The organism is Microbacterium sp. ZW T6_19, from assembly GCF_044987465.1.
GTDB classification, from domain to species: domain Bacteria; phylum Actinomycetota; class Actinomycetes; order Actinomycetales; family Microbacteriaceae; genus Microbacterium; species Microbacterium natoriense_A.
This window is the reverse complement of record NZ_JBJDRH010000002.1, coordinates 17,897-30,293: the sequence shown is the minus strand read 5'-3', so window position 1 is coordinate 30,293 and position 12,397 is coordinate 17,897. Positions and strand designations below refer to the sequence as shown.

Below are 12,397 nucleotides of genomic sequence, written 5' to 3'. Positions count from 1 at the left end.
CTTTTTCGCATGAGCACTGCCACCAATGTCGAGGCGACGGCTGTCAACACGATCGAGTGGCTATCCGCCGGATCCACCACGATCCTGGTGCCCGTGTACCAGCGTCAGTACCGCTGGGACATCGGCGGATGCGAGCGGCTCCTCGCCGACATCCGCGCCGTCGCCGACGAAGACGACGGGCACCGCCACTTCATCGGATCGATCCTCTCCGCGCATGATTCGTCCGAGGCATCCGACCTCATCCTGATCGACGGGCAACAGCGCATCACGACCCTGATGCTGCTGGTCGCAGCTCTCCAGCACGCCGTGCGCGAGAGCGATCCGACGCTCGCGGACGAACTCGGACGGGTTCTGGTGCGCGCCGACGACCCGGCGCGCACGCGTCTGCGCCCCCACGACGCCTGGGCCGACCTCTACGAGTCGGTCGTGCTCGATCGCCGTGCGGGCGCCGACCGGGAATCCCGCTTCGACGACAACTACGCCTTCTTCCGCAGCCAAGTGCAGGTCGGCGAGGTGCCGCGCATCTGGCGCGGTCTGCAGCGTCTCGAGCACGTGTCGATCACGCTCGGAGCCGAGGCGAACGCCCAGCAGATCTTCGAGAGCCTCAACTCGACCGGAGAGCCGCTGCGCGATCACGAGCTCATCCACAACTACATCCTGATGGGACTCACCCACGCCGAGCAGCTCGAGGTCGAAGCGCGCTTCTGGCTTCCCATCGAGCAGCACACCGGCGAGGCGATCGGCGCCTTCTGGCGGCACTACCTCGTGATGACGACCGGGCGCGAAGTCGCCGCGAACGGCGAGCACGGCGTGTACAGCGCCTTCCGTCAGTCCTTCCCTCGCGTCGACGTCGAGCATCTGCAGGCGGATGCCGAGATCTGGCGCCACTTCGCGGAGATCTACGGCGTCCTGCTCGATCCGTCGAAGGAACCGGATGCCGGAATCGCTCAGCAGCTGCGCTTCGTGAACACCTTCGGCCGTGCCGCGTATCCGCTCGTGCTGAGCGTGTACAGCGATCACGTGCGAGGAGTCATCGACCGCGACGAGTTCATCGAGACCCTCGAGTGGATCCAGGCCCTGTACCTGCGTCGCACCCTGGTGAACCTGCCGAACGAGCGTCTCATCGCGCGCCTGTGCCGCGCCCGCGCCGAGGGGCGGGAGTCGCTCGCGCGCGCCGTGGCCCGCATCACGCCGTCGGATGAACGCGTCAGCGCGGTGCTCAAGTACTCCGAGCTCCCCCACGCGGCATATGTGCTGGGGCGCCTCGAAGGAGTCGACGAGCCGCTGGATTACGACGTGGAGAAGCTCGTGCCCGCCGTCCCCGGCGACAGCTGGTCGGGCGACGGCATCCGCTCCTGGTCCGAGTACGGCGACGACGAACAGAACAGCCTGCGCGCCCTCGCCCCGACACTCGGCAACCTGACGCTGCTCGAGCCGCGGCTCGCCGAGCGCGTGTTCGGCGCCGCCTATCCGGTGAAGCGCGTCGAGGCATACGCACGCAGCGCCGTACCCGCCACGCGGGAGCTGGATTCCGTCGAGGTCTGGAACTCCGCTGCGATCACGCGGCGCACGATCCGATTGACCGCCGAACTGCTGCGGATCTGGGCACGACCGGCGCTGCCCGAGATCGACGACGACGGGCTCACCCCCATCCTCGATGCGGTCCGTCGTCGGGGCTGGCCCGCGGGATGGGAGCGCGAGTTCGACTACGTCGAGTACCGCGGCGAGCGGTGGGAGGTGCCCGATGTCAGGTACCTCTTCAACCGGGTGATGCGCCGCGCGTGGACCGACACGCGAGAGGCGGCGCTGTCGTACTGCGCCAAGCACGGCGGTCCGATCTACAGCGAGATGGCGTGGAAGGGACAGTGGGACGAGCTGGACGAGTCGCACTTCCTCTACATGGGCTGGGATTCCAACTACATGATGAACGCCGTGCAGGGCGTGCTCGAGGAGTCCGGTCTGGCAGCCGAGGTGTTCGTCAAGTACTCCTACATCGGGAACGTGATGTAGTCGGCGACGACGGCAGAAACTGCGACCCGGGGCGTTAGGCTCGACGGGTGAGCACCGTTGTCCGTCGCATGCTGGATCTGACCGTCGAAGAGCACACTCTCACCGTCCCGCTCGTCTGGTCGGATCCTTCCGACCAGCGCACGATCGACATCTTCGCGCGTGTCGTGTCGCGCGACGGCGGCGAAGCACTCCCCTATCTGGTCTTCCTTCAGGGTGGCCCCGGTCACGAGGCGCCTCGCCCGTTCCATTCGTCGACCTCACCGGCCTGGCTCGACGAGGCGCTCGCGCACTACCGTGTCGTCATGCTCGACCAGCGCGGGACCGGGCTGTCCTCCCCCGTCGGCGATGCTGATCTCGAACAGGGGTCGGCGTTCGTCGCCGAGCACCTCACCCACCTGCGCGCCGACGCGATCGTGCGCGATTGCGAGGCCGTTCGAGAGCACCTGGGCGCAGCCTCGTGGAGCGTCCTCGGTCAGTCCTTCGGCGGATTCACCACCCTGGCCTATCTGACCACGGATGCCGCATCCCTCGACGACGTCTTCATCACCGGCGGCCTCAGCACCGTCAGCCGCCCGGCCGACGATGTCTATGCGCTCTGCTACGACAAGATGCGCACGGCATCCGAAAAGTACTATCGTCGCTTCCCCGAGCACAGGGACGTCATGCGTCGTCTGGTGGACCGCGCGGATGCCGGCGGCATCGTGCTGCCCGATGGCGAGGTCGTCTCCGCGTCCCGCCTGCGCTCGGTCGGCTCGGCGCTCGGCACGAACGACGGCTGGCAGATGCTCTGGTCGCTGCTCGAGCGGGATCCCTCATCGAACGCCTTCCGACACGACCTGATGCTCGCCATGCCGTTCAGCGGCCGCAACCCGATGTACTTCGCGTTCCACGAATCAAGCTACGCGAGCGGTCAGGCCACACGATGGTCAGCCGAGCGGGTCGAGCCCGACGACTTCCGCGACGACGTGACGCTGTTCACCGGCGAGCACATCCGTCGGGAGTGGACCGAGACCGTCCCCGCCTTCCGGCCCTGGTGTGACGTGGCATTCGCACTCGCCGAGTTCGAATGGCCTGCGATCTACGATTCCGAGGCCATCGCCGCCTCCGGGACGACGGGAGCCGCCGCCGTGTACGTCAACGACGTGTACGTGCCGCTCGAGTTCTCGCTGGAGACCGCTTCCCTGTTGCCCGGCGTTCAGACGTGGGTGACCAGCGAGCACGAGCACAACGGCGTGCGGTCGGGCCCCGTGCTGACCCGCCTCATCGACCTCGCGCACGGTCGCAGCATCCGCTGAGGATCCCTCTCACGGGGGATGCCACGCTCTGCGGCCTGCGTCTAGCCTGGTCTCGTGGGCGACGTGCTGGGATACCTCGTGACCGTCGCGATCCTCCTGCTGATCGCGAGCGCGGTCATCGTCGTGGTCGTGATCGCATACTCGAAGACGCCGCTCGAGAAGAAGTACGAGAACGCGGGCGGTGGACTCGGCGGCGCCTTCGACGCGATCTGGATGCCGTCGGCATACGAGGCCGGCATGGAGCGCGACCGTCAGACGCGTCGGACGGCACCGGCCCCTGCACCTGGCGATCCCCCGAGCACGATAGATGGCGATCACATCGTCATCGACATCTGACCCTCCGACATCACGACGAAGGCCCCGCTCTCCGAGGAGAACGGGGCCTTCGTCGTGACGGTCCTTACTTGGAGCCGCCGAAGCCCTTGAAGCGCTGGTTGAACTTCTCGACGCGACCGGCCGAGTCCATGATGCGCTGCTTGCCCGTGTAGAACGGGTGCGAGGCCGAGGAGATCTCGACGTCGATGACGGGGTACTCCACACCGTCCAGCTCGATGGTCTTGTCGCTGGTGACGGTGGAGCGGGTGAGGAAGGTCTCGCCCGAGCCGAGGTCGCGGAACACGACGGCCTGGTAGTCGGGGTGAATGTCAGTCTTCATGGGATTCCTTAGCTGATGCCCTGGATTGTGCCAGGGTCGGGGAAGTCTGCGGTGCAGAGAGCACCAAGGGTCGAGTCTAGCAGAGTCAGGATGCTGCGCGCGCGGCGTAGCGACCGCCGTCGGCGGTGAGCACGATCGGCATGCCGAACGCCTCGGTGAGCGACTCGGCGGTGAGCGACTCGGCGATCGGACCAGCTGCGACGACCTTGCCCTCGCGGATCAGCAGCACGTGGGTGAAGCCGACCGGGATCTCCTCGACGTGATGCGTCACCATGAGCATCGCCGGTGTCGACGGCGACGAGGCGTAACCGCTGAGCAGCGCGAGCAGCTCTTCGCGCGAGCCGAGGTCGAGCGATGCGGTCGGCTCGTCGAGCAGCAGCAGCTCCGGGTCGGTCATCACCGCGCGGGCGATCTGCACGCGCTTCTGCTCGCCATCGCTGAGCGTCCCGAACAGGCGATCGGCGAGGTGATCGAGCTTCCACTCGGCGAGGACGCGCAGCGCGCGACGGTCGTCGATGCCCTCGTACTCCTCGTTCCAACGTCCGAGAACCGAGTACGCAGCCGTGAGCACGGAGTTCAGCACCGTCTCGTCACGCGGGATGCGCTTGGCGAGAGCCGAGGAGGCGAATCCGATGCGCGGACGCACCTCGAACACGTCGGTGCGGCCCAGGGTCTCCCCCAGCACCTCGACGGTGCCGGACGTCGGATGCATGAGCGTGTCGGCCAGCTGGAGCAGCGTGGTCTTGCCGGCGCCGTTGGGCCCGAGCACCACCCAGCGCTGGTCGTCCTGCACCTGCCAGGTCACGTGATCGATGATGTTGCGCCCTTCGCGGCGCACGACGACGTCGGTGAATTCCAGAGCGCGTGGCATGCTGCCAAGCCTATCTGCTCAGTCGGTCAACTCCTCGTAGAGGGCGCGCGTAGTGTCGGCGATCGCACCCCAGCTGAACTCCTCCTTGGCGCGCTCTCGACCGGCTTCTCCGTAGGCCTCGGCCTTCACCGGATCCGCAGCGACCTCGGTGAGCACCGCCGCGAGGTCCGCGACATACGTCTCCGGATCAACCGGGGTGCCCGTGCCGTCCTGCACCTGCTCGATCGGAACGAGGCGGCCGGTGACGCCGTCGTCGACGACCTCCGGTATTCCGCCGGTCGCGGTGCCGACGACCGCGGCGCCGCATGCCATGGCCTCGAGGTTCACGATGCCGAGCGGCTCGTAGACCGACGGGCAGACGAAGGTCGTGGCGGCCGTGAGGATGGCCGAGAGCTCATCGCGCGGCAGCATCCGCTCGATCCAGATGACGCCTTCCCGCGTCTGCTGCAGCAGACGCACCCCCTCCTGCACCTCGGCCATGATCTCCGGCGTGTCCGGAGCGCCTGCGCACAGGATGAGCTGCACGTCGGCCGGCAATCGGCTCGCGGCCTGCAGCAGATACGGCAGGCCCTTCTGGCGGGTGATGCGACCGACGAAGACGACCGAAGGGCGGTTCGGGTCCATGCCGATCGACGCGAGGAACTCGGGGTTGTGCACGGGACGCCAACGCTCGACGTCGATGCCGTTGTGGATCACCCGAACCTTGGCCGGGTCGACGTTCGGATAGCTGCGCAGGATGTCGTTGCGCATCCCCGCGCTCACCGCGATCACGGCGGCGGCGTTCTCGTAGGCGAGCTTCTCGATGCCGCTGGACACCGCGTATCCGCCTCCCAGCTGCTCGGCCTTCCACGGGCGCAGAGGTTCGAGGCTGTGCGCCGTGAGCACGTGCGGGATGCCGTGCAGCTGCGAGGCGATGTGACCGGCGAAGTTCGCGTACCAGGTGTGACTGTGCACGAGATCGGCATCCGAGATCGCCGACACGATCTCGAGATCGGTGCCGAGAGTCTGCAGTGCCGCGTTCGCGTTCGCGAGTTCCGAAGGAGACCGGTACGCGTACGTGCCGGTCTCGTCGCGAGGCGCGCCGAATGCGCGGACGCTCACGTCGATGCGCTCGCGGAGGGCTGCAACCAGCTCCGCGACATGCACCCCGGCACCGCCGTAGATCTCCGGCGGGTACTCCTTCGTGATCATTTCAACTCGCATGTTCGAAACGCTAGTACACGACGGGAATGGCCCTCTAGGGTGGAGCCATGTCCGCACCAAAGAAGATCTTCGGCATCATCCTCGCCGGCGGCGAGGGCAAGCGACTCATGCCCCTCACGGCAGACCGCGCAAAACCTGCAGTGCCGTTCGGCGGACAGTACCGACTGATCGATTTCGCGATCTCGAATCTCATAAACTCCGGTCTCAGACAGATCGTGGTCCTCACGCAGTACAAGTCCCACAGCCTCGACCGTCACATCTCGCAGACCTGGCGGATGTCCGCTCTGCTCGACTCGTACGTCACCTCGGTTCCGGCGCAGCAGCGACTCGGCAAGCGGTGGTTCTCAGGCTCGGCCGACGCCATCCTGCAGAGCCTCAACCTGATCAACGACGAGAAGCCCGACATCGTGGTGGTGATCGGAGCCGACCACGTCTATCGCATGGACTTCCAGCAGATGCTCGACGCGCACATCGCCTCCGGCGCGAAGGCGACGGTCGCCGGCATCCGCCAGCCGCTGGCCCTCGCCTCCCAGTTCGGCGTGATCGACGCCGACACGGAATCCGGCCGCATCAAACAGTTCCTCGAGAAGCCGACGGAGATCGAAGGACTGCCGGACGCACCGCACGAGGTCCTCGCCTCGATGGGCAACTACATCTTCGATGCGGACGCGCTGATCGCCGCCGTCGAGGCCGACGGCGAGTCGCCCACGTCCGGACACGACATGGGCGGCGACATCGTGCCGTACTTCGTCGAGCGTGGCGAGGCCGGCTACTACGACATGAAGCAGAACGAGGTCCCTGGCTCCTCGCCGCGCGACCGCTCGTACTGGCGCGACGTGGGTACGATCGACTCGTTCTTCGACGCCCACATGGACCTGATCTCCACGCTGCCGGTCTTCAACCTGTACAACATGGAATGGCCGATCCACTCGCAGGCCGTGAACTCGCCGCCCGCCAAGTTCGTGCGGGATTCGGTCGGGCGCATCGGCAATGCCATCGACTCGATCGTCTCCCTGGGCTGCGTTCTCTCCGGAACCCACGTCGAACGCAGCGTCGTCGGTCCGTGGACTCTCGCCGGCGGCGGCTCGACCATCACCGACTCCGTGCTGTTCGACCACGTCCGTGTCGGTGCGGGTGCGCGTGTGCACCGCGCGATCCTCGACAAGAACGTCGTGCTCGCCGACGGCGCCACGGTCGGCGTCGATCGCGAGCGCGACCTGGCGCGAGGATTCACTGTGACCGATTCGGGGATCACCGTCGTCGGCAAGGGCGTCTTCGTCGACCGCTGACGTCATCCGACGCGCGAGACGCGCGGCGGTCGCTAGGCTCGAACCTGTGACTGCCGCGCGCTTCCTCGTCGTCCTCGATGCCGATTCCACGCTCATCCGCAACGAGGTGATCGAGCTTCTCGCCGACGAGGCCGGGCGGCGCGAAGAGGTCCTGGCGGCCACCGAGGCTGCCATGCGCGGCGAGGTCGACTTCGCCGACAGTCTGCGCAGCCGGGTCGCAGCCCTGCAGGGGGTGCCGACGTCGGCGTTCGAGCGCGTGCGCGCTCGCATCGAGCCGACGCCGGGTGTGCGCGATCTCACCGCGGCCGTGCACGGGCGCGGTGGCGTGGTGGCCGTCGTGTCGGGCGGATTCCACGAGATCCTCGATGGCATCGCCCCCGGACTCGGCGTCGACCGATGGCGGGCGAACCGGCTCGAGGTCGCCGACGGTGCGCTCACAGGGCGGGTCGACGGGGAGATCGTGGATGCCGAGGCCAAGGCATCGTCTCTACTCGCCTGGGCTGCCGAACTCGGCATTGCGCCGCGGGCGACGATCGCCATCGGCGACGGTGCCAACGACCTGAAGATGATGGCGGTCGCGGGTCTCGGCCTGGCCTTCAACGCGAAGCCCGCGGTCCGCGCGGCCGCGAACCTCGTGATCGGCCCTCAGAACCTTGGCGAAGTCATCGCGCTGCTTCCGTAGCGGATGTCCGGAGCCCCGATTACCCTCAGCTCCATGGACATCATCCTCATCCCCGGACTCTGGCTCGACGCCTCCAGCTGGAACGAGGTGATCCCGCCGCTCGAACGCGCCGGGCACCGCGTGCATCCCCTCACTCTCCCTGGCCTCGGCGCCCCGTCCGCCGAATCAGGCGCCATCGGCATAGCCGAGTGGGTCGCCGCCGGTGTCGCCGCGGTCGACGCCGTCGGCGGCCAGGCAGTGGTCGTGGGGCACAGCGGAGGGGGCAACGTCGCATGGGGCGTCGTCGACGCTCGGGCAGACCTGGTGTCGCGCGTGATCTTCGTGGACACCGTTCCGCCGCCGTCCGGCCACGGCATCAGCGAGTTCGATGTCGTCGACGGAGTCATCCCGTTCCCCGGGTGGGACTTCTTCCCCGCAGAAGACGTCGATGACCTCGACGACGCGACCCGTGCTCGCACGGCGTCTCTCGTGCACAGCGTTCCCGCACGCGTGCCGACCGATCCCATCGAGCTCGGAGATGACGGCGCGCGCTACCGCGTCCCTGCCACGCTGCTGATGGGAGGGCTCGATCAGGAGACCCTCGAGTCGGAGCTCGACCAGTGGGGACCGTACGCCGACGAGTTCCGTGCCATCGACGAGGTCGAGGTCGTGAGGATCGGGTCGGGCCACTGGCCGCAGTTCTCGACGCCTGCGCGCCTCGCACAGCTCATCGACGAGGCGATCGCTCGTTGAGCGTCAGTGCCCCATCCCGAGACCGCCGTCGACAGGGATGACCGCGCCGGAGATGTAGCCGGCGTCGTCTCCCGCCAGCCAGGTGACGACGCCGGCGACCTCGTCGGGCGTCGCGAAGCGCCCGGCGGGGATGCTCGCCTTGTACTGCTTCTGCGTCTCCTCGGGAAGCTCGGCAGTCATGTCGGTCTCGATGAACCCGGGGGCGACGACGTTGGCGGTGATGCCGCGACCGCCGAGTTCGCGTGTCAGCGAGCGGGCGAATCCGACCAGCGCGCTCTTCGAGGCCGAGTAGTTGACCTGACCCGCCGAGCCGTACAGTCCGACGACGCTCGAGATCAGGATGACCCGGCCGAAGCGCGCACGCAGCATGCCCTTCGACGCGCGCTTGACGACCCGGAACGTCCCGCCGAGGTTGGTGGCCACCACGCTGTCGAAGTCGTCTTCGCTCATGCGCAGAAGCAGTGTGTCCTTGGTGATGCCGGCGTTCGCGACCACGATCTCCACAGGTCCGAGCTGCTGCTCGACCTCGGTGAAGGCGGCGTCGAGTGACGCTGCATCCGTCACGTCGGCCCTCACTGTGAGAGTGCCCTGGGGGCCCTCACCGCTGCGCGCCGTGACCGCGACCTTGTAACCGTCGCGCACGAAGCGCTCCGCGATCGCGAAGCCGATGCCTCGGTTTCCTCCGGTGACGAGGACCACGCGCTGAGAACTCATTTCCACTCCTGATCTGACCGTGCAACGGCCGACGGCCGGTCGGATCGATCCTATCGAGGATGCAGTGAGCCGACCGGTGCCGAAGTTTGACAGAACCAGACCCGACTGGAACGCTGAACCCGACGAAAGGCGCCGACGTGAGCGATAGCAGCATCCCCCCGAACGCTTCGGACCCGCGGTTCGCGGTCCAGCCTCCGGCGCCTCCCGCGCCCCCGGCACCTGCCGCGCCCGCCGTGCCGCCACCGCCTCCGACCTACGGCGTCGCGCCGCAGCAGTTTGACGCAGCCGTTCCGCCGCCCGGCGGCGCTGCGCCTCAGCCCTACGGCAGTGCACCTCAGCCCTACGGCACTGCACCGCAGACTTACGGCACCGCCCAGCCCAGCGGCGCAGTGCAGCCTTATGGCGCTGTGCAGCCGTACGGAGCCGCACCGCAGCAGTACGGCGGCTACCCGCAGCAGTACGCACCGGTCGCCTACGCCCCGCCGCGCCCCAACAGCGGACTCGCGATCACCTCTCTGATCTGCGGCATCGCAGGACTCGTGCTCTTCTGGCTCTGGCTTCCGGTCGTCGCCTCGGTCGTGGCTGTGATCACCGGACACATGGGGCTCAAGCAGACGAAGAACAACCCGGCGCTCGGCGGTCGCGGCATGGCGATCGGCGGTCTGATCACCGGCTACATCGGCGTGGGCCTCATGGTGGCCCAGATCCTCATCGGTCTCGCGGTCTTCCTCGCTTTCGGAGCCTTCACGATCCCCTTCCTCGTCGACTACAGCTGACGCGTCAGGGCGCGCCGCGGGGCGCTCGGCGGCGTAGGCTGGATGCATCGTGAAGAACAAGCGCCTGGTGCCCGCTGTCACCTCCCTTCCGCAGTCGCCGCGGGACGAGGCAGACCATCGTGTGCGCCGCTACGCCCTCACGATGACGATCCGCATCCTGTGCTTCGGGCTCATGGTGTTCATCCAGCCGTACGGCTGGTACACCTGGGTGTTCGCGATCGCCGCGGCCGTGCTGCCCTATATCGCCGTGGTCTTCGCGAACGCCGGCAGCGACAGCACCGAGACGACGGCCGAGTCGCCGCTGCAGCAACTCGAGGCGCCTGCGGTCGCCGACTCACCGGCCGGAGACGACGATCCCTCGATCATCACGATCCACGAGAGCCGGCAGGACCGCGAGTGAACGAACTGGTGTGCTCGCGCGCCGGGTGCCGGAATGCGGCGACGAAGCGCGTGGTGTGGCGCAATCCGCGGATCCACGCGGCCGACCGTGAGAAGATCTGGCTGGCCTGCGATGACCACGTCGAGTTCCTGCGCGATTACCTGGCAGCGCGCGACTTCCCGGTGACGGTGCGCGACGGGGTTCCCGCATGAGAGAGCGGATGCTGCGCTGGAGCGTGTACGTGCTGGTCGCGATCGGCTTCGCCGTGGCCTGCGTGTTCCTGTCGCACTGGCAGTTCGACCGGAACGCTTCGCGCAGCGAGCAGATCGCCCTCGTGGAAGCGAACTACGATGCCGAACCGGTCCCGCTCGACGATCTGATCGGCATCGATGGCGTCTTCCACGCCGATGACGAGTGGCATCCCGTGATTCTGCACGGCGAGTATCTCACCGACGAGCAGCTCCTGGTCCGCAACCGGCCGCACGGCGGCACGAGCGCCTTCGAAGTGCTGGTGCCCTTCCAGACCGACGATGGTCGGGTGTTCGTCGTCGACCGCGGATGGGTGGCCCCCGGTTCGGGTGACGCGCCCGACGCCGTCGCCGCACCGCCGAGCGGGACGGTCGACGTCGTCGTACGACTGCGCGAGGGCGAAGCAGCCGCACCTGCGCGAGGCGCTCCCCCGGGTCAGGTGGCGACGATCGACCTGCCAGCCGTCGCCGACATCGTCGGTGGTGACGTCGTGACGAGCGCTTACGGGCAGCTGGTGAGCGAAGATCCTGCGGCGCCGGCCCTCGGCTCCTTCGACTCCCCCACCGACGACCCCGGTCCGCATCTGTCGTACGCGATCCAGTGGATCCTGTTCGCGCTGATGGGCTTCATCTTCATCGGCTACATCATCCGCACCGAGATCGTGAAGCACCGCGAGGACGTCGAGGGCGCTCCCGTCAGAGTGAAGAAGAAGCGCAGCCGCGACCGCGACGCCGACATCGAGGACCAGCTGCTCGACGCGCGCTGATCTTCACGATGTCCAGGCGGTCACCCGTCGAACAGTCGCGGCCTTCGGGTACGAACCGCTCGCCCGACCGATCTCGAAGAGGTCGATCAGAAGGAGCATCGGGTAGTCAGGCGCCTGGAGGATCCGTCGCAGCACGACGCCCTCGCATCCGATGATCGTCTCGCCGTCACCCCAGATCACCGTCCACGTGTGCGCCTCGCGTGCGTCGAAGGGCAGCTGCACCTCGGCCATGTCGGTGCTCAGCCGGGGGTCGTGGTGCGCCTTGATGCCGGTCCGGGCAGATGTCGTCGGCCCGACCGCGGACCCGTCGATCTCGAACACGCAGATCTCCCCGGAATCGAGCTCGGAGAGATGCTCGGTGCCCGCGAGCCAGGCGGCGAGCATGCAGCGTTCGTCGGCACCGGCCGAGACCGTGATGTCGATGCGTCCGCGGTGCGGCGCGAACATCAACCGGCAGGGCGTCTCGGTGCGCACGACGAGCCCGTCGGGGCGATGGCGGTGCGTGCCCCGATGGGAGCCGAGCGGGCCGGAGTACTCCCCCGTCTGCAGGTTGGACACCCGTAGCGGCGCGTCCTCCGGACGCCAGTCGAGCTGATCCTCCTCGATCCGCAGCTCGAGCCCTTCGGCTGTGACGCCGTAGCGAGCCTCGGATCGCTCAGGCGTGGTCCAGTGCGGGAGATAGTGCGGGATCCACTTCGCGGTGTCGAGCCCTCCCGCGAAGTCGTCGTCGAATGACGGCAGATGCGACGGAGCGGGCGGGAGCGGCTCACGCACGG

At 67.7% G+C, this 12,397-nt stretch carries 15 protein-coding genes; 10 read left to right on the top strand and 5 right to left on the bottom strand.

Features of this window, described 5'->3' with window-relative positions; all coding sequences use genetic code 11:
• Positions 1–9 precede the first annotated feature (9 nt).
• The 3 genes from ACI3KT_RS02570 to ACI3KT_RS02560 all read left to right on the top strand — a co-directional run bounded on the left by ACI3KT_RS02570 (position 10) and on the right by ACI3KT_RS02560 (position 3,641).
• Positions 10–2,010, top strand: a complete 2,001-nt coding sequence (locus ACI3KT_RS02570) for a DUF262 domain-containing protein (protein WP_404902360.1) — start codon at positions 10–12, stop codon at positions 2,008–2,010.
• 68 nt (positions 2,011–2,078) lie between these two features.
• Positions 2,079–3,305: an alpha/beta fold hydrolase gene (locus ACI3KT_RS02565; protein WP_404902864.1), complete on the top strand. Its 1,227-nt coding sequence runs from the start codon at positions 2,079–2,081 to the stop codon at positions 3,303–3,305.
• 54 nt (positions 3,306–3,359) lie between these two features.
• Positions 3,360–3,641, top strand: coding sequence for a hypothetical protein (locus ACI3KT_RS02560; protein ID WP_404902357.1), 282 nt, complete (start codon positions 3,360–3,362; stop codon positions 3,639–3,641).
• Between the two features lie 64 nt (positions 3,642–3,705).
• On the opposite strand, the gene ACI3KT_RS02555 is transcribed toward ACI3KT_RS02560, so the two are convergent.
• The 3 genes from ACI3KT_RS02555 to glgA all read right to left on the bottom strand — a co-directional run bounded on the left by ACI3KT_RS02555 (position 3,706) and on the right by glgA (position 6,034).
• On the bottom strand, positions 3,706–3,960 hold the full coding sequence (locus tag ACI3KT_RS02555) for a type B 50S ribosomal protein L31 (protein WP_045258427.1): 255 nt from the start codon (positions 3,958–3,960) through the stop codon (positions 3,706–3,708).
• A gap of 85 nt (positions 3,961–4,045) precedes the next feature.
• Positions 4,046–4,831, bottom strand: coding sequence for an ABC transporter ATP-binding protein (locus ACI3KT_RS02550; protein WP_292909719.1), 786 nt, complete (start codon positions 4,829–4,831; stop codon positions 4,046–4,048).
• An 18-nt stretch (positions 4,832–4,849) separates the two neighbouring features.
• Positions 4,850–6,034 carry a glycogen synthase gene (gene glgA, locus ACI3KT_RS02545; RefSeq protein WP_307297219.1) on the bottom strand — a complete coding sequence of 395 codons (1,185 nt, stop codon included), beginning with the start codon at positions 6,032–6,034 and terminating at the stop codon, positions 4,850–4,852.
• A gap of 47 nt (positions 6,035–6,081) precedes the next feature.
• Here glgA and glgC point away from each other — a divergent pair, with 47 nt between their 5' ends.
• From glgC to ACI3KT_RS02530, 3 genes are read left to right on the top strand one after another with little or no spacing between them, the layout of a single operon-like run.
• Positions 6,082–7,323, top strand: a complete 1,242-nt coding sequence (gene glgC / locus ACI3KT_RS02540; RefSeq protein ID WP_292909715.1) for a glucose-1-phosphate adenylyltransferase — start codon at positions 6,082–6,084, stop codon at positions 7,321–7,323.
• A 46-nt stretch (positions 7,324–7,369) separates the two neighbouring features.
• Positions 7,370–8,005, top strand: a complete 636-nt coding sequence (gene serB / locus ACI3KT_RS02535) for a phosphoserine phosphatase SerB (protein WP_404902354.1) — start codon at positions 7,370–7,372, stop codon at positions 8,003–8,005.
• Positions 8,006–8,038: 33 nt separating this feature from the next.
• Positions 8,039–8,737 (top strand): alpha/beta fold hydrolase, encoded by a 699-nt coding sequence (locus ACI3KT_RS02530; protein ID WP_292909711.1) that lies wholly within the window; start codon positions 8,039–8,041, stop codon positions 8,735–8,737.
• 3 nt (positions 8,738–8,740) lie between these two features.
• Here ACI3KT_RS02530 and ACI3KT_RS02525 read toward each other — a convergent pair whose 3' ends face one another.
• Positions 8,741–9,451 (bottom strand): beta-ketoacyl-ACP reductase, encoded by a 711-nt coding sequence (locus ACI3KT_RS02525; RefSeq protein ID WP_292909709.1) that lies wholly within the window; start codon positions 9,449–9,451, stop codon positions 8,741–8,743.
• A gap of 233 nt (positions 9,452–9,684) precedes the next feature.
• Here ACI3KT_RS02525 and ACI3KT_RS02520 point away from each other — a divergent pair, with 233 nt between their 5' ends.
• Genes ACI3KT_RS02520 through ACI3KT_RS02505 form a run of 4 tightly spaced genes read left to right on the top strand, consistent with a single transcriptional unit; the run spans position 9,685 to position 11,621 of the window.
• Positions 9,685–10,227: a DUF4190 domain-containing protein gene (locus ACI3KT_RS02520; protein ID WP_307297225.1), complete on the top strand. Its 543-nt coding sequence runs from the start codon at positions 9,685–9,687 to the stop codon at positions 10,225–10,227.
• 49 nt (positions 10,228–10,276) lie between these two features.
• Complete coding sequence (locus ACI3KT_RS02515) at positions 10,277–10,627, top strand: DUF3099 domain-containing protein (RefSeq protein ID WP_292909705.1); 351 nt, start codon at positions 10,277–10,279, stop codon at positions 10,625–10,627.
• Positions 10,624–10,818 carry a hypothetical protein gene (locus ACI3KT_RS02510; protein ID WP_292909703.1) on the top strand — a complete coding sequence of 65 codons (195 nt, stop codon included), beginning with the start codon at positions 10,624–10,626 and terminating at the stop codon, positions 10,816–10,818. The genes ACI3KT_RS02515 and ACI3KT_RS02510 overlap by 4 nt, the downstream gene beginning before the upstream one ends.
• Complete coding sequence (locus ACI3KT_RS02505) at positions 10,815–11,621, top strand: SURF1 family protein (RefSeq protein ID WP_404902352.1); 807 nt, start codon at positions 10,815–10,817, stop codon at positions 11,619–11,621. Before ACI3KT_RS02510 ends, ACI3KT_RS02505 begins: the two co-directional genes overlap by 4 nt.
• Positions 11,622–11,624: 3 nt before the next feature.
• Here ACI3KT_RS02505 and ACI3KT_RS02500 read toward each other — a convergent pair whose 3' ends face one another.
• Entirely contained in the window at positions 11,625–12,395 is a 771-nt protein-coding gene (locus tag ACI3KT_RS02500) for a hypothetical protein (protein WP_404902350.1), read from the bottom strand.
• Between the last annotated feature and the right edge of the window lie 2 nt (positions 12,396–12,397).

What these genes read in the sequence shown, in the direction of transcription:
- ACI3KT_RS02570 (WP_404902360.1), top strand. Translation starts at nt 10, where the DNA reads ATGAGCACTGCCACCAATGTCGAGGCGACGGCTGTCAACACGATCGAG.
- ACI3KT_RS02565 (WP_404902864.1), top strand. Translation starts at nt 2,079, where the DNA reads ATGCTGGATCTGACCGTCGAAGAGCACACTCTCACCGTCCCGCTCGTC.
- ACI3KT_RS02555 (WP_045258427.1), bottom strand. Translation starts at nt 3,960, where the DNA reads ATGAAGACTGACATTCACCCCGACTACCAGGCCGTCGTGTTCCGCGAC.
- ACI3KT_RS02550 (WP_292909719.1), bottom strand. Translation starts at nt 4,831, where the DNA reads ATGCCACGCGCTCTGGAATTCACCGACGTCGTCGTGCGCCGCGAAGGG.
- glgA (WP_307297219.1), bottom strand. Translation starts at nt 6,034, where the DNA reads ATGCGAGTTGAAATGATCACGAAGGAGTACCCGCCGGAGATCTACGGC.
- glgC (WP_292909715.1), top strand. Translation starts at nt 6,082, where the DNA reads ATGTCCGCACCAAAGAAGATCTTCGGCATCATCCTCGCCGGCGGCGAG.
- ACI3KT_RS02530 (WP_292909711.1), top strand. Translation starts at nt 8,039, where the DNA reads ATGGACATCATCCTCATCCCCGGACTCTGGCTCGACGCCTCCAGCTGG.
- ACI3KT_RS02525 (WP_292909709.1), bottom strand. Translation starts at nt 9,451, where the DNA reads ATGAGTTCTCAGCGCGTGGTCCTCGTCACCGGAGGAAACCGAGGCATC.
- ACI3KT_RS02505 (WP_404902352.1), top strand. Translation starts at nt 10,815, where the DNA reads ATGAGAGAGCGGATGCTGCGCTGGAGCGTGTACGTGCTGGTCGCGATC.